This window comes from Aureimonas sp. AU20 (genome assembly GCF_001442755.1).
Taxonomy (GTDB): domain Bacteria; phylum Pseudomonadota; class Alphaproteobacteria; order Rhizobiales; family Rhizobiaceae; genus Aureimonas.
On record NZ_CP006367.1, the window covers coordinates 552096 to 572777 of the forward strand.

21 protein-coding genes are annotated in these 20682 nt (G+C 67.6%); 11 read left to right on the forward strand and 10 right to left on the reverse strand.

Features of this window, described 5'->3' with window-relative positions; genetic code table 11:
- Window positions 1-213: 213 nt before the first annotated feature.
- The 3 genes from M673_RS02465 to M673_RS02475 form a co-directional block, all read right to left on the reverse strand.
- Window positions 214-471, reverse strand: coding sequence for a hypothetical protein (locus tag M673_RS02465; protein ID WP_061973314.1), 258 nt, complete (start codon window positions 469-471; stop codon window positions 214-216).
- A 261-nt stretch (window positions 472-732) separates the two neighbouring features.
- A complete protein-coding gene (locus tag M673_RS02470) occupies window positions 733-1782 on the reverse strand; it encodes a TraB/GumN family protein (RefSeq protein ID WP_061973315.1) in 1050 nt (349 codons plus the stop codon).
- A gap of 570 nt (window positions 1783-2352) precedes the next feature.
- On the reverse strand, window positions 2353-3309 hold the full coding sequence (locus M673_RS02475; RefSeq protein ID WP_061973316.1) for a tyrosine recombinase XerC: 957 nt from the start codon (window positions 3307-3309) through the stop codon (window positions 2353-2355).
- A 318-nt stretch (window positions 3310-3627) separates the two neighbouring features.
- On the opposite strand from M673_RS02475, the gene M673_RS02480 reads away from it, so the two are divergent.
- Window positions 3628-4065: an OsmC family protein gene (locus M673_RS02480; RefSeq protein ID WP_061977598.1), complete on the forward strand. Its 438-nt coding sequence runs from the start codon at window positions 3628-3630 to the stop codon at window positions 4063-4065.
- Window positions 4066-4276: 211 nt separating this feature from the next.
- Here M673_RS02480 and M673_RS02485 read toward each other — a convergent pair whose 3' ends face one another.
- Window positions 4277-4702, reverse strand: a complete 426-nt coding sequence (locus M673_RS02485; protein WP_061973317.1) for a Fur family transcriptional regulator — start codon at window positions 4700-4702, stop codon at window positions 4277-4279.
- Window positions 4703-4943: 241 nt separating this feature from the next.
- Between M673_RS02485 and M673_RS02490 the strand changes: the two genes are divergently transcribed.
- Window positions 4944-6326: an Nramp family divalent metal transporter gene (locus M673_RS02490; protein WP_061973318.1), complete on the forward strand. Its 1383-nt coding sequence runs from the start codon at window positions 4944-4946 to the stop codon at window positions 6324-6326.
- A gap of 80 nt (window positions 6327-6406) precedes the next feature.
- Here M673_RS02490 and M673_RS02495 read toward each other — a convergent pair whose 3' ends face one another.
- Complete coding sequence (locus M673_RS02495) at window positions 6407-7441, reverse strand: aspartate-semialdehyde dehydrogenase (protein ID WP_061973319.1); 1035 nt, start codon at window positions 7439-7441, stop codon at window positions 6407-6409.
- Window positions 7442-7671: 230 nt separating this feature from the next.
- On the opposite strand from M673_RS02495, the gene M673_RS02500 reads away from it, so the two are divergent.
- Window positions 7672-8904 (forward strand): GTP-binding protein, encoded by a 1233-nt coding sequence (locus M673_RS02500; protein WP_061973320.1) that lies wholly within the window; start codon window positions 7672-7674, stop codon window positions 8902-8904.
- 142 nt (window positions 8905-9046) lie between these two features.
- Here M673_RS02500 and M673_RS24485 read toward each other — a convergent pair whose 3' ends face one another.
- Window positions 9047-9223, reverse strand: a complete 177-nt coding sequence (locus M673_RS24485; RefSeq protein WP_156421141.1) for a hypothetical protein — start codon at window positions 9221-9223, stop codon at window positions 9047-9049.
- A gap of 190 nt (window positions 9224-9413) precedes the next feature.
- On the opposite strand from M673_RS24485, the gene M673_RS02505 reads away from it, so the two are divergent.
- The gene (locus M673_RS02505) at window positions 9414-11069 is read left to right on the forward strand and encodes an MFS transporter (protein WP_061973321.1); all 1656 of its coding nucleotides are present in this window, start codon (window positions 9414-9416) and stop codon (window positions 11067-11069) included.
- Window positions 11070-11157: 88 nt separating this feature from the next.
- Here M673_RS02505 and leuB read toward each other — a convergent pair whose 3' ends face one another.
- Window positions 11158-12273, reverse strand: a complete 1116-nt coding sequence (gene leuB / locus M673_RS02510) for a 3-isopropylmalate dehydrogenase (protein ID WP_061977602.1) — start codon at window positions 12271-12273, stop codon at window positions 11158-11160.
- Window positions 12274-12729: 456 nt separating this feature from the next.
- Between leuB and M673_RS02515 the strand changes: the two genes are divergently transcribed.
- Window positions 12730-15006, forward strand: coding sequence for a HAMP domain-containing methyl-accepting chemotaxis protein (locus M673_RS02515; protein ID WP_061973322.1), 2277 nt, complete (start codon window positions 12730-12732; stop codon window positions 15004-15006).
- Between the two features lie 449 nt (window positions 15007-15455).
- Here M673_RS02515 and M673_RS02520 read toward each other — a convergent pair whose 3' ends face one another.
- A complete protein-coding gene (locus tag M673_RS02520; protein WP_061973323.1) occupies window positions 15456-15848 on the reverse strand; it encodes a RidA family protein in 393 nt (130 codons plus the stop codon).
- Entirely contained in the window at window positions 15845-16450 is a 606-nt protein-coding gene (gene leuD, locus M673_RS02525) for a 3-isopropylmalate dehydratase small subunit (protein WP_061977604.1), read from the reverse strand. The genes M673_RS02520 and leuD overlap by 4 nt, the downstream gene beginning before the upstream one ends.
- 198 nt (window positions 16451-16648) lie before the next feature.
- Between leuD and M673_RS02530 the strand changes: the two genes are divergently transcribed.
- The 6 genes from M673_RS02530 to M673_RS02555 all read left to right on the forward strand — a co-directional run bounded on the left by M673_RS02530 (window position 16649) and on the right by M673_RS02555 (window position 19894).
- Window positions 16649-17113: a MarR family winged helix-turn-helix transcriptional regulator gene (locus M673_RS02530; RefSeq protein ID WP_061973325.1), complete on the forward strand. Its 465-nt coding sequence runs from the start codon at window positions 16649-16651 to the stop codon at window positions 17111-17113.
- A gap of 168 nt (window positions 17114-17281) precedes the next feature.
- Complete coding sequence (locus tag M673_RS02535; protein WP_061973327.1) at window positions 17282-17710, forward strand: organic hydroperoxide resistance protein; 429 nt, start codon at window positions 17282-17284, stop codon at window positions 17708-17710.
- A gap of 123 nt (window positions 17711-17833) precedes the next feature.
- A complete protein-coding gene (locus tag M673_RS02540) occupies window positions 17834-18718 on the forward strand; it encodes an HpcH/HpaI aldolase/citrate lyase family protein (protein ID WP_082639593.1) in 885 nt (294 codons plus the stop codon).
- Entirely contained in the window at window positions 18715-18921 is a 207-nt protein-coding gene (locus M673_RS02545; RefSeq protein WP_061973330.1) for a DUF1737 domain-containing protein, read from the forward strand. The genes M673_RS02540 and M673_RS02545 overlap by 4 nt, the downstream gene beginning before the upstream one ends.
- Window positions 18918-19187: a hypothetical protein gene (locus tag M673_RS02550; RefSeq protein ID WP_062215220.1), complete on the forward strand. Its 270-nt coding sequence runs from the start codon at window positions 18918-18920 to the stop codon at window positions 19185-19187. The genes M673_RS02545 and M673_RS02550 overlap by 4 nt, the downstream gene beginning before the upstream one ends.
- Window positions 19184-19894 (forward strand): TIGR02117 family protein, encoded by a 711-nt coding sequence (locus M673_RS02555; protein WP_061973333.1) that lies wholly within the window; start codon window positions 19184-19186, stop codon window positions 19892-19894. Before M673_RS02550 ends, M673_RS02555 begins: the two co-directional genes overlap by 4 nt.
- 78 nt (window positions 19895-19972) lie before the next feature.
- Here the strand turns inward: M673_RS02555 and M673_RS02560 are convergent, their stop codons facing one another.
- Window positions 19973-20395: a metallopeptidase family protein gene (locus M673_RS02560; RefSeq protein ID WP_061973335.1), complete on the reverse strand. Its 423-nt coding sequence runs from the start codon at window positions 20393-20395 to the stop codon at window positions 19973-19975.
- Window positions 20396-20682: the final 287 nt, after the last annotated feature.

Here is a 20682-nt window from a genome sequence, read left to right on the forward strand (position 1 = left end):
TCTGCACGCCCGTTCTACGCGACGAGGAAAACGCGGGGCATGTTCATGCCGATTATTTCACATCCGTAACATTCTCGGATGTTATTAATATTCGTGGGCTGAAGTCCGAACCGACGTCACGCCGACAAATTCTGGATGGGCTGAAGTTTGAGCGAAATCGCCCCGCTAGCTGGATCGCCCTGCCTAGGGCGCCAGACGGGCCTTCCGCTCAGTTCAAACGCCCGCTGCGGCAGCGTGCATAGGCGCGCCGACGGAATCCTCGGCCTGCTGCCGGGTGAGCAGCCGGGCGCCGAGCGAATCTTCGCTGTCGATCTGATTTTCATAGGTATTGCGCGCCGTCTGGTCCGCGTAGTTTTCGCAGCCGGGGCGCACGGGCGGGCGATAGGAGGCCGGCGCGAGGCCGATCTCGGGCGCGGCGGACACGCAGCCGGCCATGGGCAGCGCGAGAAGCAGCAAAAGCACGCGGCGCATGGAAGCCTCCCCATCTGCCACTGAATGAAAGGACAAGCGGAGTCGCCGCAAATGGTTCCGACAGAGGAGGGCGCTGGGAAAGCCCCGCTTCCTCATCGTCAGGCTTGAAGCACCTGACAAGACTGCAAGGCGTTAGCTGATCGGGTGTTTTTTACTCTCTTTCCCTGAAGGCTCGGCCTTTCGCCCTCCATCACTTTCGCTTCGCCTTCAGCCTCCAAAACCTTTCCAGCCTTCCTCCGCAGACAGGTCTGCCCGGCGCCTTTAATCGGCGCGCGTCACCTGCCAGCCGGCGCGGCGCAGGCTTTCCACGAGGCCGGTCTCGCCGGGCAGATGCAGCGCGCCCACCGCGACGAAGAGCCCGCCGCGTGCCAGCAGAGGCTGAAGCCGCTCGCTCATCACCGCATTGCGGCGATGCACCACCGCCTCGTCGAAGCGTTGCGTCACCTCCAACGAGCGCGCCTCGTCGGTGCCGGAGGGGGCGAGCGCCGTGGTCGCGGGCTCGATCAGGGCGATGCGATCCGAAAGATAAAGCTCGGTCATGGTCTCGAAGAGATCGGGCAGCGTGTCGATGAGATCGAGCGTCGCCACGAGATTGTCGACCTGCAGATCGAGCGGCATGGTGGCGAGCGCCTCCAGCTGCTCGGTCGCGCTTTCCAGACCTTGGACGGGCTTGCCGCTCTCCTTGGCACGGCTCGCCAAGGCGATGTCCAGCACCTTCGCTCCGCCCTTCATCCGCTCCGCCTCGCAGGGCGCGACGAGAAGCTGCGTCGCCACGAACCAGGGCTGCAACGTGCGAATGGCGGCGAGCGGCATGGCGCGCTGTTCGAACTGCGGCGCGAGGCGCGTCATCTCCTGCGCCGGCACGATCGTCTCCAGGGTCTGGCCCGCCGGAAGGGTCGTGAGGTCCGGGCGCGACAGGAGCGCCGTCGCCATGACAGCGGGGTCGAGCGCGTCCGTGGTCTCGATCACGAGGCCGGAAGCCTTTGTGAAGGCGGCGTCGGCCGAGGGCGGAAGGGTGAGAACGCGCGGGTCCGAGAGATGCATCGTACCGTAGACGAAGGAGGGCGCGACGCCCTCGCGCTCGATCCGAAACAGGCGCCCTTCGCCATTGGGAACGAGAGCCGCCTCGCGCTCGGCTTCCGCCAGTTTGCCGCTCACGGCGAGCGCGGGAAGCGCGCTCGTGCCGGCCCGGCAGGCCGTCGGCGCGGGTGCTTCGGCCAAGGCCGGCGCGGCGAGCAGCGCCAGGGCGAGACCGGGGAGAAGCAGGCGCCGCGAGGCGCGGGCGAGGTGGGATGACAGGCGAACGGGCATGAGGGTCCAGGCAGATAAGAGGGTCGGAGGATCAGAAGCGGTCGGAACGTCGGCGAAACGAGGGGCAGGGCGAAGGCGAGCGGGATGGGGCCGCAGTCTCATGGCCATCCGAAGGCGCGCCGGGCCGCGATGGCGAGGAGTGGGCCGGCGGCGCCTGCCTTTCCCTCTTGGCGCCTCGCGCCTTGGAGCCCGTCCGAAAGGTTTGCTGTGTCGGCTCAACGGGTCCTTTCGCCTCCGACTTCGTTGCCAATCCTCGCCGATGCGCCCTCGCATCGACTGCGTTTGGCGCCTCGTGGAACGACAAAATCCCTCGTTGATCCTCTGCAGGGGACTTTCCGGACGCGCTCTTTGGAGCGGCTGACGAAACCTCTGCGCCGGGCATGGTTAGGGGATCTCGGGTGCAGACGAGCCCCTCGACTCTCGGAATGCCGGGGGGCGGTGCAAGGCCTTCGCACCGACATCCTCGCCCAAAAGAACCGGCCCGCCGACCTCGCGAGGGTCTTTCCGGCGCTCTCGGGCCTGCCGCTCGGGCGCGCTTTCTGGCGCCGCCCGCCCTCGTGCTGCGGCTCGTCACGCCGCGCCGCGCCGGGCGCGGGGATGGGCGTCGTCGTAGATCTGTAGAAGGCGGTTGCCTTCGATCGCGGTATAGACCTGCGTCGAGGAAAGCGAGGCGTGGCCCAGGAGATCCTGGATCGCACGAAGGTCCCCGCCCTTCGCCAGGAGATGGGTGGCGAAGGAATGGCGCAGCGCATGGGGCGTCGCGGAATCGGGCAGGCCGAGAAGCCCGCGCAGCCGCTGCATCTCGCGCTGGATGATGCCTGGCCCGAGCGGGCCGCCCCGCGCGCCGCGAAACAGCGGCTTGTCCGCCGAGAGCGCGTAGGGGCAGAGGCGGCGATAGGTGCTGGCGGCCTCCAGAACGGCGGGCAGGAGCGGCACGAGCCGCTGCTTGTTGCCCTTGCCGGTGATGATCATAGAGCGGGCCTTGGGGTCGGCCAGCGCTTCTCCCGGCAGGTTCAGCGCCTCGGAAATGCGCAGGCCGCAGCCATAGAGCAGCACCATCACCGCCGTGTTGCGCGCCGCGATCCAGGGCTCGGCCGCCATGGCGCCGACCTCTTCGGTCACGGCCAGCGCGTCGGGCACGCTCAAGGGGCGCGGCAGGGATTTCGGCCGCTTGGGCGCGCGCATCGACGCCGCGCCCGCCCCCGAGGCCAGCCCCTCGCGCTCAAGATACCGCACGAAGGAGCGCACGCCCGACAGATGCCGCCCGAGCGAGCGAGCACACGCGCCCTCGCGGCGGCGATCGGCCAGAAAGGCGCGAAACTCCGCCGGCTTGAGATCGGCGAGGTCGGGGGGCGCAACCGGGCGCCCCTGGTAGCCGGCGAAGAATTGAAGAAACTGCCGGAGGTCCCGCTCATAGGCCTCCACCGTCTGCGGCGAGGCGCGGCGCTCCACCTCCAGCCGGCGCAACCATTCGGCCTTCAGGGCCAGAAGCGGGGAGGTCGCCGAAATCAGAAGCGGGGCGTTCATGATGAGCTTTCTCTTCCAAGTCGACGGCGAGCGGGTCGGGCGGGCCGTTTTATAGCCGGGCGGCGCGGGTCTTCGGCGGGGCGCGAGGCGGCGCCGCGCCGCGTCAGACCCGCCCTTTGGCGGCCCTACGCCATCCTCCACTCTCACAGGTCTTTCGTAAATGAAGCGTTGCGGCGCTGGAAACCGCGACGCCGCGCCCCAAAACCCTGCCGGGATGTCCTGCGCGCGACCCGACGGGACGCGGCGCGGGGCCGAACAGGGGCATGGACCCCCGGGACGGCGGGCCGCGCCGTCCCGACCCATTCGAAGGAGACAATGATGAAGCGTCATGCAACCGCCATCTGGAACGGAGCGCTGGCAACCGGCAAGGGAAGTCTGACGACCCAGTCCGGCGCGCTCGACAACCACGGCTATTCCTTCAAGGCCCGGTTCGAGGACGAGACCGGCAAGTCCGGCACCAACCCCGAAGAGCTTCTGGCCGCCGCCCATTCCGGCTGCTTCGCCATGCAGCTCTCGCATTTCCTGGCCGAGAACGGCACGCCCGCCGACGAGCTGAAGGCGCGCGCCGTGGTCAGCGTCGAGCAGGCCGCCGCCGGCGGCTTCGAGGTGCGCTCCAGCGCCATCACGCTGGAAGCCAAGGTGCCCGGCATCGACGACGCCACGTTCCAGCAGCTCGCCACCAAGGCCAAGGAAGGCTGCCCGATCTCCAAGGCGCTCGGCGCCATCGAGGTCTCGCTCGACGCCAAGCTGGTCTGAGCGATTTTTCGAGGGGAAGCCCGCCGCGTGGCGGGCTTTCCTGTCTCTACGGTTTCGAAGCCTATTGGGGAAATTCCGCCGGGTTGGTCCGACCGGGCGGTTTCCACCGTTGCCTATCCGCGCAGGGGGCGCTGGTGTCGCTTAAGTTCAGCGCCCCATGGTGCCCGGAAAATCCGCGCCGCACCTCCGCTGACGATGCCTCGACAGACGCTCAGCCGCCGCTCTTGCGCCCATAGAGTTCGAGCCGGTGGAAGACGATTTCGTACCCCAGCTCGCGAGCAATCTCGTCCTGCAAGGCTTCGATCCGCTCGGAGCGAAATTCGATTACCGCACCCGTGTCCATGTCGATCAGGTGATCGTGATGGGCGCTGTCGGCCTGCTCGAAGCGCGAGGGGCCGTTGGCAAAGGCATGGCGGTGGATCGCCCCCTTTTCCTCCAGAAGGCGCATGGTGCGATAGACCGTCGACAGCGAGATCGAGGGGTCGATCGCCGAGGCGCGGCGAAAGATTTCGAGCGCGTCGGGATGGTCGCCCCCTTCGCTCAGGATGCGCAGGATCGTCTTTCGAGGCCGGGTGATCCGAACACCCGCCTCGCGCAACAGGGACTCGTAATCGAGCGCTTTGTTCGCCGTGGTCATTCCTGCTCTCTACAAGCAAACGCGGCGCGGCGCGAGACGCTTTGGCCAGACGTGGATCGACCTTTTGCCCGGCCCAAACACCTCCGATCGCCTCCCTTCGCCGAGCCGCGCCGACACCCGTCTTGCCCTAATTCTACAACCCTTCCACCTTTTCTTGCAAATCATTCGCATTTGCATTGACGCCCAGCGGCTTTCTCCCTAGCTTCCCCGCTGCCCAGCCCCGCATGAGGACCGTTTCCGCATGGCACGCGTCGATGTCGAGACCAGCAATTCCACGCCCATTCCTCCGCCTCGCACCGACGGGTTCGCCCGCGCGCGGGCGGAGGGCTCGCTGCAGCAGTCCTATCGCAGCGTCGGGGTGGGGGAGGGCGGGACGATGCTGCGCCGCTTCCTCGCGTTTCTCGGCCCTGGCTATCTCGTGGCCGTCGGCTACATGGACCCCGGCAACTGGGCGACCTCGCTCGCCGGCGGGTCCGAGTTCGGCTATACGCTGCTCTTTGCGGTGCTCCTCTCCTCGCTGATGGCGATCGTCCTCCAGGCGCTCTGCGCGCGCCTTGCCATTGCGACGGGCCGCGACCTCGCCCAGGCCTGCCGCGACGCCTATCCCAGGCCCGTCTCCTTCGGCCTCTGGATTCTGGCGGAACTGGCCATCGTCGCGACCGACCTCGCCGAAGTCATCGGCACGGCGATCGCGCTGAAGCTCCTGTTCGGCCTGCCGCTGGAATGGGGCGTGCTCGTCACCGCGCTCGACGTGTTCGTGATCCTCTGGCTCCAGTCGCGCGGCTTTCGCTATGTGGAGGCCTTCGTCGCGACCATGATCCTGGTGATCGCGATCTGTTTCGTAGGCCAGCTGCTGCTCGCCCAGCCCTCGATCGCGGCGGTGGCCAGTGGCTTCCTGCCAGCCAGCTCGATCGTCACGGACGAGCGGCAGCTTTATCTCGCGCTCGGCATTCTCGGCGCCACCGTCATGCCGCACAATCTCTACCTCCACACCGGCATCGTGCAGACCCGCGCCTATCGCCAGGACGAGGCGGGCAAGCGCGAGGCGATCCGCTTCGCCACCGCCGACTCCACCCTCGCTCTCGGCTTCGCGCTGCTGGTCAACGCCTCGATCCTGATCCTGGCGGCGGCCGCCTTCCATGCCACCGGCCAGGGCACGGTGGGCGATCTGGAAGAGGCCCATTCGTTGCTGGCGCCGCTTCTCGGCGCGGCGCTGGCCCCGATCCTCTTCGCAGTCGCGCTTCTCGCCTCGGGCCTGTCCTCCACGGTCACCGCGACGCTGGCCGGGCAGATCGTCATGGAAGGCTTCCTGCGCCTTCGCATCTCGCCGGTCCTGCGGCGCCTCATCACGCGCGGCCTCGCCATCCTGCCGGCGGCCGGCATCATCATCGCCTATGGCGAGGCGAGCGCCGGCGAGCTTCTGGTTTTCAGCCAGGTCATCCTGTCGATGCAGCTTCCCTTCGCCGTGGTGCCGCTCGTCATGATGTCGCGCGACCGCGCCAAGATGGGAGCATTTCGCGCCCCTGCCTGGCTGCTCGGCATCGCCATCCTGATCGCGGGCCTAATCGTGGCGCTCAATCTCAAGCTTGTCTTCGACTTTGCCCGAGTCGGCGCGGGCGGCTGATCCCTTCCGATACACCTGCGGCCAAACGAAAACGGCGCCCCATGGGGCGCCGCTCGGTCGTCTGTAGAAGCGGACGGGTCTCAGGCGGCCTTGCGCTTGGCGCCCAGCAGCTTGCGGTTGATCAGGAGTTCCGCGATCTGGATGGCGTTGAGCGCGGCGCCCTTGCGCAGGTTGTCGGCGACGACCCAGAGGTTGAGGCCGTTCTCCAGCGTCTGATCCTCGCGGATGCGCGAGATATAGGTCGCGTCCTCGCCCGCCGTGTCGAGCGGCGTGACGTAGCCGCCGTCCTCGTGCTTGTCGATCACCAGGCAGCCCGGCGCCTCGCGCAGTATGGCGCGCGCCTCGTCGGCGGTGATCGGGTTCTCGAACTCGATGTTCACGGACTCTGAATGGCCGATGAAGACGGGAACGCGCACGGCGGTGCAGGTCACCTTGATCTTCGGGTCGAGCATCTTCTTGGTCTCGACCATGACCTTCCACTCTTCCTTGGTCGAGCCGTCTTCCATGAAGACGTCGATATGGGGAATGACGTTGAAGGCAATGCGCTTGGTGAACTTCTTGGCGCTGACGGGATCGGCCACGAACACCGCGCGGCTCTGCTGGAACAGCTCGTCCATGCCTTCCTTGCCGGCGCCCGAAACGGACTGGTAGGTCGAGACCACGACGCGCTTGATCGTCGCCTTGTCGTGCAGCGGCTTGAGGGCCACGACGAGCTGGGCGGTGGAGCAGTTCGGATTGGCGATGATGTAGCGCTGCGTGAAGCCGGAAATGGCGTCGGCGTTCACTTCCGGAACGATCAGCGGCACGTCGGCATCGTAGCGGAAGGCCGAGGAATTATCGATCACGACGCAGCCCTGCGCGCCGATCTTGGGCGCCCATTCCTTGGCGACCGAACCGCCGGCGGACATGAGGCAGATGTCGACGTCGGAGAAGTCGAAGAGCTCGAGCGCCTTGACCTTCAGGGTCTTGTCGCCGAACGAGACCTCGGTGCCCTGGCTGCGGCGCGAGGCGACCGCCACCACTTCGTCGGCGGGGAAGCCGCGCTCGTCGAGAATGTTGAGCATTTCGCGGCCGACATTGCCCGTCGCGCCGACCACTGCAACCTTGTAACCCATGGGTCTGACCTGTTCCTCGCCCCCCTCAAGAACTCGTCATGCGCTTCTAGCCCCGTTCCGGGGGCGAGCGGAACGAGGGTCAGGGCGTAATCGTGGTTTTGGTCGGAAGCGCGGACATGACGCCCCCTATGCTCTCGTTGCCCGTCCCTGTCAATCGCGCCGCTCCCGGCTTGCATCCTCGATCCCAAGTCGATTATGTTATGATATAACATTACGAAATGGAGATCCCGATGGGCCGCTATCGCTGCGAGGAAACACCGAACGACACGCGCCTTCCCGTCACCGTCCTGTCCGGCTTTCTGGGCGCGGGCAAGACCACGCTACTGAACCACGTTCTCAACAACCGCGAGGGTCGGCGCGTCGCGGTGATCGTCAACGACATGAGCGAGGTGAACATCGACGCCGACCTCGTGCGCGAAGGCGGGGCCGACCTGTCGCGCACCGACGAGACGCTGGTGGAGATGACCAATGGCTGCATCTGCTGCACGCTGCGCGGGGATCTCATGGAAGAGGTCAAGCGCCTGACCGAAAAGGGGCGCTACGACTATCTCCTGATCGAGGGCACCGGCATCGCCGAGCCGCTGCCGATCGCGGCCACCTTCTCGTTTCGGGACGAGAAGGGCGAGAGCCTGTCGGACCGCACGCGGCTCGACACGATGGTGACGGTGGTGGACGCCGCCAGCCTTCTTCGCGACTACGGCTCGCACGTGCTCCTGGCCGAGCGCGGCGAGACGGCCGGGGAGAGCGACGAGCGGACGCTGGTGGATCTCCTTGTGGAGCAGATCGAGTTCGCCGACGTGGTGGTCATCAACAAGGCGTCCGAGGTGGACGCGCAGACCCTTGACGCAGTGCGGGCCGTGGTGACGGGGCTGAACCCGACGGCGCAGCTGGTCGAGACCGATTTCGGCCGCGTGCCGCTCGGGGCCGTGCTCGACACCGGCCTGTTCCACGAGGAAACCGCGCAGACCCATCCGCTCTGGTACAAGGCGCTCTACGAGCCGGAAACGCACACGCCCGAAACGCTGGAATACGGCGTGTCGAGTTTCGTCTACCGGGCGCGCCGGCCCTTCGACCCCGTGCGCTTCGACACGTTCGTGAAGGCGGTCTGGCCGGGCCTCATCCGCGCCAAGGGGCATTTCTGGCTGGCGACGCGGCCGGATTGGGTGGGCGAGTTCTCGCTCGCGGGCGCGGTGGCGCGCGTGTCCGGCCTCGGGCGCTGGTGGGCGGCGGTGCCGCGCGAGCGCTGGCCGGACGTGCCGGAATGGCGCGAACTGCTTCAGCGCCACTGGACTGCCCCCTGGGGTGACCGGCGGCAGGAACTGGTCTTCATCGGCGCTGGCATGGACGAGGCGGCAATTCGAGAAGCGCTGGACGACTGCCTCGTCGGCCCGGCGGATGTGTTCGAGGCGAGCCGGTTCGGTGCCTTGGCCGATCCGTTCCCCCGTTGGGGTGAGGCGGCTTGAAGGACGGGACGGCTTCCGAATGAGAAAGGCCGGCGTCGCGGGGGGTGCGACGCCGGCCCAAGGGGAGGGGGAGAGAGGGGAGGCTTTGTCTCGTCAGTCTCGTCGTCGGTCGCGCCTCATGGGCATCGACCGCAAGCGGACTTTAAGCGCGGCGATCGGGATACGGCGCGCCTGCGGGCTGCGGGGTGGCGGAGCGGCGCGCGCTGCGTTCCGCGATCTTCTTCGTGACCCAGCCGACGAAAAGCGCCTTGAGAATGCTGCGAATCATGTTGGTCGTCCCACGTTGTTCCGTTGGCTCTGAAATGTCGAATGCCGCCAAAGGGTTCCCCATCACGAAAACGCGACCACGCTGTCAATTGTGACCAAAGGGTGAAGAGCGACTTCCCTTTTCGTCAACTTTCGGTAGCCTTCCCTACAGCGCTGGGAGGTGCCGCCGCTTCACGCGGCCAGGGAGGGAACACGTGACAAGCTACCCAACGAACGCCGCTGCGGCGTCCGGACGACAGCCCATGACCAAGCGGGAGCGGAAGGTGATCATTGCCTCCTCGCTCGGCACGGTCTTCGAATGGTACGACTTCTATCTCTATGGAACGCTCGCCGCGATCATCGGGCGGCAGTTCTTCTCGCAGTTTCCGCCGGCCACGCAGGCCATCTTCGCGCTTCTGACCTTCGCCGCCGGCTTTCTCGTGCGCCCCTTCGGCGCGCTGGTCTTCGGGCGGCTGGGCGATCTGGTCGGGCGCAAATACACGTTCCTTCTGACGATCCTCATCATGGGCCTGTCGACCTTCGCGGTCGGCCTCCTGCCGAGCTACGACCAGATCGGCGTCGCCGCGCCCATCATCCTGGTCGCGCTTCGCATGGCGCAGGGCTTGGCGCTCGGCGGCGAGTATGGCGGCGCGGTGGTCTATGTCGCGGAGCATTCGCCGCGCACCCGGCGCGGCTTCTACACCGCCTGGATCCAGACCACGGCGACGATGGGCCTGCTTCTGTCGCTCTTCGTCATCGTGACGCTGCGCCTAAATCTGGGTGAGGACGCGTTCCAGACCTCGCAGCCGCTCTTCCTCGGGCTCACAGGCGGCTGGCGCATCCCCTTCCTTCTGTCGATCGTGCTTCTGATCGTCTCGATCTACATCCGCCTGCAGATGCATGAATCGCCGATCTTCCAGAAGATGAAGGAAGAGGGCACCCAGTCCAAGGCGCCGCTCTCCGAGGCCTTCGGCAACTGGCGCAACGGCAAGATCGTCCTGATCGCGCTGTTCGGCCTCGTGATCGGCCAGGCCGTGGTCTGGTACACCGGCCAGTTCTACGCGCTGTTCTTCCTGCAGACGGTGCTGAAGGTCGATCTCTTGACGGCCAACGTCCTGATCGCCTGGGCGCTGATCATCGCGACGCCCTTCTTCCTCGTGTTCGGCTCCCTGTCGGACCGCATCGGCCGCAAGCCGGTGATCCTGGCGGGCTGCCTGCTCGCGGCGGCGACCTATTTCCCGCTGTTCCAGGCGCTGACGGCGGCCGCCAACCCGACCTACAGCAACGCCATCGCCACGGTGCGGGCCGAGGTCGTGGCCGATCCCGCCACCTGCGGCTCGCTGTTCGACCCGGTCGGCATCCGAACCTTCACCAGCCCCTGCGACGTGATGCGCCGCACCCTGTCGCAGCAGGCCTTCCGCTACACGCAGGTCTCCGCCCCGGCGGGAAGCCCGACGCAGCTCGTGGTGAACGGCGGCACGCCGATCCCCTTCACCGACGCCAAGACCTTCACCGCCGCGCTCGGCCCGGCCATGGTCGCGGCGGGCTATCCGGCGGCCGACGACGCGGCGAAGGTCAAGGTCGACGGGTTCTTCTCCGCGCTCGGCTCTGCCCAGGCACTGAAGGTCATCGCGATCCTGACCGTGATGGTCATCTACGTCACCATCGTCTACGGGCCGATCGCCGCCGCGCTGGTGGAGTTCTTCCCCACGCGCATCCGCTACACCGCGATGTCGCTGCCCTATCATATCGGCAACGGCTGGTTCGGCGGGCTCCTGCCGGCGACCTCCTTCGCGATCGTCGCCTCGACGGGCGATATCTTCGCCGGGCTCTGGTATCCCGTCTTCTTCGCGCTGCTGACGGTGGTGATCGGCCTTCTCTTCGTTCGCGAAAAGAAGGGCGTCGATCTGGCGGACTGATCCGCTCTGTCGGCCTTCAAGCCTGAAAACGAAAACCGCCGCCCCGGGAGACCGGGGCGGCGGTTTTGTTTCCGAGAGGTGGATGGGCTCAGGCCGCGAGCTTGCGGCGGAAGGCGGCCGCGACCGCGTCGCCCATCTCGGTCGTGCCGACTTCGCGGCAGCCCGGCGCCATGATGTCGCCGGTGCGGGTGCCCGATTCCAGCACTTCGGCGATGGCGGCCTCCAGCTTGTCGGCCTCCTCCACCAGGGCGAAGGAGTAGCGCAGCATCATCGCGAAGGAGGCGATCATGGCGATCGGGTTGGCGATGCCACGGCCCGCGATGTCGGGCGCCGAGCCGTGGACCGGCTCGTACATGGCGCGGCGCTGGCCGCTCGCCTCGTCCGGGCTCCCGAGCGAGGCGGAGGGCAGCATGCCGAGCGAGCCGGTCAGCATGGCGGCGATGTCGGAGAGCATGTCGCCGAAGAGATTGTCGGTCACGATCACGTCGAACTGCTTGGGCGCGCGCACCAGCTGCATGCCGCCGGCATCGGCCAGCATGTGGTCGAGCGTTACATCAGTGAAGCCCTTGGCATGGGTCTCCGTCACGACCTGGTTCCACAGGACGCCGGACTTCATGACGTTGCGCTTTTCCATGGAGGTGACCTTGCCGCGCCGCGTGCGGGCCAGCTCGAAGGCGACCTTCGCGATGCGCTCGATCTCGTAGGTGTCGTAGACCTGCGTGTCGATGCCGCGCTTCTGGCCGTTGCCGAGATCCACGATCTCCTTCGGCTCGCCGAAATAGACGCCGCCCGTCAGCTCGCGCACGATCAGGATGTCGAGCCCGTCCACCAGCTCGCGCTTGAGCGAGGAGGCCTCGGCCAGCGCTGGATAGCAGATGGCGGGGCGCAGGTTGGCGAACAGCGCCATGTCCTTGCGCAGCCGCAGAAGGCCCGCCTCGGGGCGCTTCTCGTAAGGCACGCTGTCCCATTTCGGTCCGCCGACGGCGCCGAAGAGCACCGCGTCCGCCGCCATGGCCCGCGCCATGTCGCTGTCGGAGATCGCCTCGCCATGGGCGTCGTAGGCCGAACCGCCGACAAGGCCTCGCTCGATCTCGAAGCCGCCAGCGCGCTCGGCGTTGAGCAGGGCCACGAGCTTCTCGACCTCGGTCATGGCCTCCGGCCCGATGCCGTCGCCGGGAAGAAGAAGAAGCTTGCGCGTGGTCATGCGGATGTCCCCATTGCTCAAACGCGCCGACATCGCGGCGGATCAGCCGGGGTCGTAGCGGCAGCGCCCGCCGACCGCAAGCGCGGCGCGCCCCTCCCGCATCCCGGCCCGGCGAAACGGGGGGCTCGAGGTCCGCGATCCGCCGAGGGCGCCCGGTAGAACCTCCGGGGTCGGCTGGGCGGCTCTCATTGCCGGGGCGCCGCCGCGAAGGCTTGGCCCTGCGCTCCGCATCCAACGGGCTTCGCCTCTCGCGTCCGAACCTCGGTCTCCCGACGGCCGTCCGCCCGGAGGTTCTGTTCGGCGCTCTTAGGGTTTTCTTGACTTAGATCGCAAAGCCTTCCCCCGGAACCGGGCTCCGTCAACCTGTTTGCAACCCGCCGGGGCGAACCATCCCGTCCCATGGCATCGGACGGGCGACGCGGAAACGGCGCCTTCACGCGATCGGGGGGCAGTGCGTTGAAACTGAGCATCAAGACCAAGCTGGCGGCCGGTTTCGCGGCCGTTCTCGTCATGCTGGCCGCCACGGGCGCGATCGGGCTGCAGGAGCTCGGCCGGTCCAACCAGCAGACGGAGGCCTTCACGGACGGCCCGTTCCGGCAGGTGCAGCGCCTGGGCGAGCTCTACGCCCTGCAGGGCACCGCGCGAAGCGACTTCCAGGGCATGATCCTCAGCCAGAAGCCGGACGAGATCCAGGCGATCGGCGCGCGCTTCGACAGCAAGATCCAGTCGATGCAGACCGTTCTCACCGACTATATCGCCGCGCTGCCCGAAGCCAGCCGCCCGGCGGCGGCCGACATGGTGACGCTGCTGGACGAGCTGAAGGCGGCCTTCGTCGAGGCGCGGCCGCTCGCCTCCACCACCTTCCGCTACGACGCGATCAAGGCCATGGCGAAAGCCGACCCGGTCGGCGTCGAGATTTCCAACGTCCTTCTCCAGCTGCAGAGCGCCTTCCGTACTGGGCAGCAGACGCCGCTGATGACGATCTCGCAGAACACGCTGTCGGACATGCGCGCGCGCTTTCCCGAAATGCGCATGACGGCCAATCAGGTGCTGGTGGAAACCGACGACGCCAAGCTCAAGGCGCTGTCGCAGCTTCTCACCTCCCGCCAGGCGCAGTTCGGCGCCTTCATCAAGCAGCTGAAGTCGGCGGCGGACCCGTCCTACCAGGCGCGCCTGAACTCGCTCGACAAGCGCTGGGAGCAGTTCAAGGACGCGATGAACGGCTGGGTGGCCGGCGCCGTGGCCAACGACAACGGTCGCGCCCGCACGCTGCTCAACACCAAAATCATCCCGCTGGCCGAGAAGTTCGAGGGCCGGCTCGAAGCGCAGAAGAAGGTCGAGTCCGATATCGCCGCCGGCTTCGTGCAGCGCGCCGACACGGCTTTCACGGAAACGCGCCTGTTCCTGATCGCTCTGATCGGCGGCGCCGTCCTGATCGGCCTCGTCGTGGCGACCTGGCTTGGCCTGTCGATCTCGCGCGGCCTGAAGCGCTCGGTGGACCTCGCCCGGCAGATCGGCTCGGGTGACTTGACGCACACGATCCGGGCCAAGGGTTCGGACGAGATTGCCGAGTTGCAGCGCGCCATGGGCGACATGACCACCAAGCTCTCCGAGATCGTCTCGGGCGTGCGCGCCTCCTCCTCGCTGGTGGCCGCCGGCTCGGCCCGCTCGGCCGAAACCGCCGACCGCCTGTCGTCGGGCTCGACGGAACAGGCCGCCGCCTCCGAGCAAGCCTCGGCCGCGATCGAGGAGATGACCGCCAACATCCGCCAGAACGCCGACAACGCCTCCACCACCGAGAAGATCGCCGCCCAGGCCGCCGAGCATGCCGGCACCACGGGCGCGGCGGTGGCGCAGTCCACCGAGGCGATGCGCGCCATCGCCGAGAAGATCGCCGTGGTGCAGGAGATCGCCCGCCAGACCGACCTGCTGGCCCTCAACGCCGCGATCGAGGCCGCTCGTGCCGGCCAGCACGGCAAGGGGTTCGCGGTGGTGGCCTCGGAAGTGCGCAAGCTCGCCGAGCGCAGCCAAGCCGCAGCCGCCGAGATCGGCGACTTGTCCTCGCGCACGCTGGTGGTGGCGGAGGATGCCGGGGCGCGGCTGGAGCGCCTGGTTCCGGACATCCGCAAGACGGCGGAGCTGGTGTCGGAGATTTCGGCGGCGTGCCGGGAGCAGTCGATCGGCATCGAGCAGATCAACCAGGCGATCGGGCAGCTGGATCAGGTGACGCAGTCGAACGCCGGGGCGGCGAACGAGATGGCGGCGACCGCCGACCAGCTCTCCACCGAGGCGGGCCGTCTGGAGGAGCGGGCGGGCTACTTCCGCATGACCGACGCCGAGCGCGAGCGCCTGCTGCAGGACGAGGCGGTGGAGATCGAGGCAACCAACCGGCAGGCGGAGCGGCAGAAGACGCGCGGCGAGGGCGGCACGGCCAAGCCAGCCTCGACCTCGGCCACGGCCCCGGCGGCGGGCAAGGCGGCCGCGAAGTCCGCCCCGACGTCTGCCAAGTCAAACGCGCCCAAGACCACGCGGGTGCTGGGCAAGACCCCGGTGGCGGTGAGCGCGGAGACGGACCAGGACCTGTTCGAGACCGGCGCGGGCGAGAACCCCGTTCACAGCTTGCAGGCGCAGGCGGCGAGCGCGCTGGCGCGGCCGGCGCCAGCGGGCGCGGGCAAGGGCGGCTTCTCGCTGGATCTCGGCGGTGACGAGGGCTTCGAGCGCATGAGCCGCTGAGCCAAGCCTGCCTCAAATCAATCGACAGGAAAAAGCCCGGCGCGAGACATCTCTCGCGCCGGGCTTTTTCACAACTATAGCCCAACAGGCCGAGGCTCCGGCTGCTGGGGCGATGCTTCCCTACGAGGCTGTTTGGAAGCTCGGCGGCGGAGGGCCGGCGAGGGATTTTTGGGTGTCGTGAGGCGTCAAACGCAGTCGATGACAGCGGCATCGGCGAGGATTGGCAACGTTCCATGCAGACGGGCGAAACATCTGATGCGCTTGCGCAGCACTGCCGCGCTCGCGCGGCGTGTCTCGCCCTAGGGTGACGACGAAAAAGAACCGTCGGACGGCCCGGCCGAGTTTCCAAACAGGCTCTAAGCCCCCACAAACTAAAGCCCGGCCTGGAATGCGATCCCAGGCCGGGCTTTCGGTTTCAAGTATGGACTTACAAAACGGAAGGGCGGAGGTCAGCCGGCGCGCAGGGCGCTCGCCTCGATCTCCACCTTCATTTCCGGGCGGATCAGCCCGGCCACCATCATCGTGGCGGCGGGCCTGATCTCGCCGAACCAGCGGCCGGTGACCGCGAACACCGCGTCGGCATAGGCGGCATCGGTCACGATGTAGCGCACGCGAACCACGTCGCTCATCGCGAAGCCCGCGTCCTTCAACGCTTTCTCGATCGTCGCCAGCGCGTTTTCGGTCTGCGCGCCGACGTCTTCGGGCATGGTCATGCCGGCGTAGTCGTAGCCCGTGGTGCCCGACACTTCGCACACGGGGCCCTGCGCCACGGCGCGGCTGTAGCCGGCCTGCCGCTCGAAGGGCGAGCCGGTGGAAACGAGTTGGCGCGCCGCCGCGCTCATGCCCAGGGCCGCTCGGCGCCGACGCGCTGCTCGAAGCCGGTGATCGAGGCTTCGCGCTCCAGCGTCAGGCCGATATCGTCGAGCCCGTTGATGAGGCAGTGCTTGCGGAACGGGTCCATCTCGAAATGCACCGTGCCGCCGTCCGGGCGGCGGATTTCCTGCGCTTCGAGATCCACGCTGAGCGTGGCGTTGGAGCCCTTCTCGGCGTCCGACATCAGCGCGTCGAGTTCGGCCTGGGTGACGCGGATCGGCAGGATGCCGTTCTTGAAGCAGTTGTTGTAGAAAATGTCGGCAAAGGACGTGGCGATCACGCAGCGGATGCCGAAGTCCAAGAGCGCCCAAGGGGCGTGCTCGCGCGAGGAGCCGCAGCCGAAATTGTCTCCCGCCACCAGGATCTCGGCCTTGCGATAGGCCGGGCGGTTCAGGACGAAGCTCTCGTCCTCCGACCCGTCTTCCTTGTAGCGCAGGTTGGCGAAGAGGCCGACGCCCAGGCCCGTGCGCTTGATGGTCTTCAGATAGTCCTTGGGGATGATCATGTCGGTGTCGACATTGAGGATCGGAAGCGGCGCGGCGACGCCCGTCAACTGGTCGAACTTCTGCATGGCTTCGATCCTTTCCCGATCCGATGGCGCCCCCTCGCGGCGCCGCATGTCTGGTCTCGCGGCTTCGTTACACCCGCCACTGCCTCCGAACCAAGCCTTTTCGCAAAAGTGTGGCCGGCTTATAATATCCCGATAAAAAAACGCGTTGCATTGTTTATCGAGATAACATAAAAGCGAGGCAACGAAAGGAACGAGATCATGGCGCGTTTACGCCAGCCCCTGACCTTGGACGAAAAGCTCTGCTTCTCGCTCTACGGCGCCTCCATGGCCGTGGGGCGCACCTACAAGCCGATCCTCGATCGGTTGGGGCTCACATATCCGCAGTATCTCGTGCTCTCGGTTCTGTGGGAGCGGGACGGCATGGGCATCGGCGCCATCGCCGAACGGCTCGATCTGGAGCCGAGCACGGTGACGCCGCTGGTCAAGCGCTTGGAAGCCTCCGGCTTCGTCACGCGCCGCCGCAACCCGGCCGACGAGCGGCAGGTGACGGCGACGCTCACCGAGAGCGGCCGCGCCATGAGCGAGGAAAGCGCCTGTCTCGGCACGGCCCTCGTGTCCGGCTCGGGCCTGACGATGGACCAGTTGACCGCCCTGAACCGCGAGATCCGCGCCTTTCGCGCCGCCCTGGCGCAGTCCATGGCGGAGATGGCGCAGGACGGCTAGCCCGCCTCCGCCCTGAAGGCGGCTCGCTGGGCGCGCGCCTTCGCCTGCCCGGTCTTTGCCTCCTTGCTCTTCGCTTCTTCGTCCCTGCGAAGCCTTCCCTCGTTCCCTTCCTCCCGTCCCTCGGGCCGTCCCGGCCCGTTTCCTTCCCCCTTCCCAAGGAGATTTCCCATGCCTGTCGACGTGATCTACAAGACCAAGGCCACGGCCAATGGCGGCGGCCGCGATGGCGCCGCTCGCTCCGAGGACGGCTCGGTCGACGTCAAGCTCGTGGTTCCCAAGGAAATGGGCGGCCCCGGCGGCGACGGCGCCAACCCCGAGAAGCTTTTTGCCGCCGGCTATTCCGCCTGCTTCCTCGGCGCCATGCGCGCCATCTCGTCCAAGGTCGGCGTCAAGGTTCCGGCCGAGGCGACCGTGACGGCGGAAGTCGGCTTCGGCCCGCGCTCGGAAGGCGGCTACGGCATCACCGCCGATCTCACGATCGACCTGCCGGGCGTCGACCCCGCCGAGGGCGAGAAGCTGATCGCCGCCGCGCACGAGATCTGCCCCTATTCCAACGCCACGCGCGGCAATCTGGACGTGGGCCTGACCCTCGCCTGATCGCCCTTCGCGATCGGGCGCTCGCGCCTGCCGCCGGAATTGCAAGGCCGGGACGGTTCGCCGCCCCGGCCTTTTCGCGTGCCGCTGCTTGAACCCGTTCGCGCGATGGGGCAGACGTCGAGCATGACCGAACCCGAGCCGCTTCTGCGTTCCGTTCTGTTCGTGCCCGCGGCCAATGGCCGGGCGCTGGAAAAGTCACGGACCCTTGCCGCCGACGCTGTGATCTTCGATCTGGAGGATTCCGCGGCTGAAGCGGAGAAGCACGCGGCGCGCGAGCGTCTGCGCGCCCATCTTCTGGAGTGCCCGCCCGGTGGCGCCTTTCGCGTCGTGCGCATCAATCCGCTGGACACGCCCGAGGGCACGGAAGACCTTCTGATGGCGCGCGCCGCCAAGGTGGACGCCGTGCTCCTGCCCAAGGTCGAGACGCCGCGCCGGCTGAGCGAGGCCGACGACGCGCTGGCCGAGATGGACGCGCCCCCGACACTTCGCCTCTGGGCCATGGTGGAAACGCCCAAGGGCGTGCGCCACGCCGCCGACATTGCCGAGACACGCCTGCGCCACCGCCTCGGCGCGCTGGTGGTCGGCCCGAACGATCTGGTGGCCGCCGCCGATCTCCAGCTTTCGCCGGGCCGACCGGAGCTTCTGCCCTGGCTCGGCCCCGTGCTCGTCGCCGGCAAAGCGGCGGGCGTTCCGGTGCTGGATGGGGTCTGGTCGGACCTCGGCGACACGGCGGGCTTCGAGGCCGAGTGCCGTCAGGCGCGCCGCTTCGGCTTTGCCGGCAAGACGCTGATCCACCCCGCGCAGATCGCCGCGGCCGAAGCTGCCTTCTCCCCGGACGCGGAGGAGATCGCGCGCGCCGAACGTCTCGTCGCCGCCTTCGCCGACCCCGCCCATGCCAGGCGCGGCGTCATCCGCCACGAGGGGCGGATGGTGGAGCGCCTGCATCTTCATGCGGCCGAGCACCTCCTCGCCCGCGCCGCCCGCATTCGCGAAAGGACCCATCCATGAAGCTCTACCGCCTGTTGACCGGCGTCGACGACGCCGCCTTCTGCCACAAGGTCTCGCTCGCCCTGTCCAAGGGCTGGGAACTGGCGGGCAGCCCGGCCTATGCGTTCGACGCGGCCGAGGGCGTCATGAAATGCGCCCAGCCCGTCACCAAGCTCGTTGAGGGCAAGGATTATGATCCCTCCATGAAGCTCGGCGAACAATGACCACGCGTGACCCGTTGCGCGAAGCGTTTCTGGCCGGCCTCGAAGGGCTGAGGCGGGGCGCGAAGGCGCTTCCGCTCGGCGCGGACGGTTTGCGGCGCGGCGCCGAGGGGCTTCGGCAGGGCCTGGATGGGCTGGAGCGGGGCACTGAGGGTCTTCGCGAGGGCGCGGAGGGTCTGCGCCGTGGCATGGAGGGCCTGCGCCGGGGTCAGGAGGCTTTGCGCCGCGCCGAGGAGGCCATGCGGCGCCGGGGGCCGAAGGGCTCTTGAAGCGCTGGCTCGGCGCCGGCCTCGCTCTGCTTCTCGCCCTTGCGGCTGTCTTTTCGGGGCTGGCGCTTCTGGCGCTTGTCGTCCCCCGCGCGCCCAGCGTCGGCTTCGCGCCGCCGGGGCCGGGCGAGGCGAGCGTCGTGGTGGTGCTTGCCGCCAATCCCATCCACACCGACATTCTCCTGCCCGCGACCCCCGCGCTTCTCACCCGCTTCGGCTTCCTGGCGCGGGACGGCCTGCCCCTGGACGACCCGCGCGTCGGCGCCATCGCGGTGGGCTGGGGCGGGCGCGCCTTCTATACGCAGACGCCGGAATGGCGCGACCTCTCGCTGGACGCGCTCTGGCGATCCTTCACCTATGACCGCTCGGTGCTCCACCTTTCGCTCGCCCCCGCGCTCGCCGGCACGGAGCCGGGCCTGCGCCCCGTCACCTTGAGCGAGCCGGCCTATGAAGCGCTCCTACGTTTCGTGGAGGCGAGCTTCGAGCCCGACCCCAATTCCGGCGGCGGCCCCTGGCTCCTGCCGGGCTTCGCCTACAGCCCCTATGACCGCTTCTACGAGGCGCGCGGCGGCTTCAACCTCCTGTTCGGCTGCAACACCTGGACCGCCGAGGCCCTGCGCCACGCGGGCCTTCGAACCAGCCTCTGGTCCCCCCTCCCGCCCCTCCTGCTCTGGGGGCTGGATCTCCACGGCGCGCAGAGTGGAGGCTGAGAGCTGTCTATTGAAGTGCCGCCCTCGTTTCGGAAGATAGGCGCGCAGGTGGCCGGCAGTGATGGCACCTAAGCCGGCTTAGTCCGCCTGCGCCTCCAGCGCTTCCATGTCGTCGTCCGACAGGCCGAAATGGTGGCCGATCTCGTGGATCAGGACGTGGGCGACCAGCGTGCCCAGCGATTCCTCGTGCTCGGCCCAATAGTCAAGGATCGGGCGGCGGTAGAGGAGGATGCGGTTCGGCATCTCGCCGGTGGAACTCACCGCCATCGCGGCCACCGGCCGGCCTTCGAACAGGCCGAGAATGTCGAACGGGCTTTCGAGGTTCATCGCCTCCACCACCTCGTCGTCGGGAAAGTCGGCGACATGGAAGCGGATTTCGCCGGACAGGGCGCGAAACTCCGGCGGCAGCGACGCATAGGCGTCCAGCGCCAGCGATTCGATCTCCTCCAGGCTCGGCGCCATGCGCCGGCCCCAGTCCTTGGCCTGATCGAGCTGAGCCATCCCCGTCCTTCCCTGATGTCCGCCCGGCCTTGCCGATGCGGCGGTCCGTGCCCTTCCGCTCTTCGTGACATATCGCACCGTCGCCCGCGAGCCTGCCGCGCTTCACGAAGGCGCGGGGCCGTGCCCTGTCCACATCCCAGCCCTGCAAACGCCTTTTGAGCCCAGTGGTTTTCCACAGGCGGCCGTCAGGAGTGTGGAAGGAAAATAATCCAGACCCCGGCACGATTGACTCGCGGGGAGGCCTCTGGAATCCATAGGAACATAAAGTGAACAGATGCCGTTTCGGA

What these genes read in the sequence shown, in the direction of transcription:
- M673_RS02475 (WP_061973316.1), bottom strand. Translation starts at nt 3,309, where the DNA reads ATGAACGCCCCGCTTCTGATTTCGGCGACCTCCCCGCTTCTGGCCCTG.
- M673_RS02490 (WP_061973318.1), top strand. Translation starts at nt 4,944, where the DNA reads ATGGCACGCGTCGATGTCGAGACCAGCAATTCCACGCCCATTCCTCCG.
- M673_RS02550 (WP_062215220.1), top strand. Translation starts at nt 18,918, where the DNA reads ATGACCACGCGTGACCCGTTGCGCGAAGCGTTTCTGGCCGGCCTCGAA.
- M673_RS02465 (WP_061973314.1), bottom strand. Translation starts at nt 471, where the DNA reads ATGCGCCGCGTGCTTTTGCTGCTTCTCGCGCTGCCCATGGCCGGCTGC.
- M673_RS02535 (WP_061973327.1), top strand. Translation starts at nt 17,282, where the DNA reads ATGCCTGTCGACGTGATCTACAAGACCAAGGCCACGGCCAATGGCGGC.
- M673_RS02495 (WP_061973319.1), bottom strand. Translation starts at nt 7,441, where the DNA reads ATGGGTTACAAGGTTGCAGTGGTCGGCGCGACGGGCAATGTCGGCCGC.
- leuD (WP_061977604.1), bottom strand. Translation starts at nt 16,450, where the DNA reads ATGCAGAAGTTCGACCAGTTGACGGGCGTCGCCGCGCCGCTTCCGATC.
- M673_RS02470 (WP_061973315.1), bottom strand. Translation starts at nt 1,782, where the DNA reads ATGCCCGTTCGCCTGTCATCCCACCTCGCCCGCGCCTCGCGGCGCCTG.
- M673_RS02560 (WP_061973335.1), bottom strand. Translation starts at nt 20,395, where the DNA reads ATGGCTCAGCTCGATCAGGCCAAGGACTGGGGCCGGCGCATGGCGCCG.
- M673_RS02530 (WP_061973325.1), top strand. Translation starts at nt 16,649, where the DNA reads ATGGCGCGTTTACGCCAGCCCCTGACCTTGGACGAAAAGCTCTGCTTC.
- M673_RS02505 (WP_061973321.1), top strand. Translation starts at nt 9,414, where the DNA reads ATGACCAAGCGGGAGCGGAAGGTGATCATTGCCTCCTCGCTCGGCACG.
- M673_RS02520 (WP_061973323.1), bottom strand. Translation starts at nt 15,848, where the DNA reads ATGAGCGCGGCGGCGCGCCAACTCGTTTCCACCGGCTCGCCCTTCGAG.
- M673_RS02485 (WP_061973317.1), bottom strand. Translation starts at nt 4,702, where the DNA reads ATGACCACGGCGAACAAAGCGCTCGATTACGAGTCCCTGTTGCGCGAG.
- M673_RS02480 (WP_061977598.1), top strand. Translation starts at nt 3,628, where the DNA reads ATGAAGCGTCATGCAACCGCCATCTGGAACGGAGCGCTGGCAACCGGC.
- M673_RS02540 (WP_082639593.1), top strand. Translation starts at nt 17,834, where the DNA reads ATGACCGAACCCGAGCCGCTTCTGCGTTCCGTTCTGTTCGTGCCCGCG.
- leuB (WP_061977602.1), bottom strand. Translation starts at nt 12,273, where the DNA reads ATGACCACGCGCAAGCTTCTTCTTCTTCCCGGCGACGGCATCGGGCCG.
- M673_RS02545 (WP_061973330.1), top strand. Translation starts at nt 18,715, where the DNA reads ATGAAGCTCTACCGCCTGTTGACCGGCGTCGACGACGCCGCCTTCTGC.
- M673_RS02500 (WP_061973320.1), top strand. Translation starts at nt 7,672, where the DNA reads ATGGGCCGCTATCGCTGCGAGGAAACACCGAACGACACGCGCCTTCCC.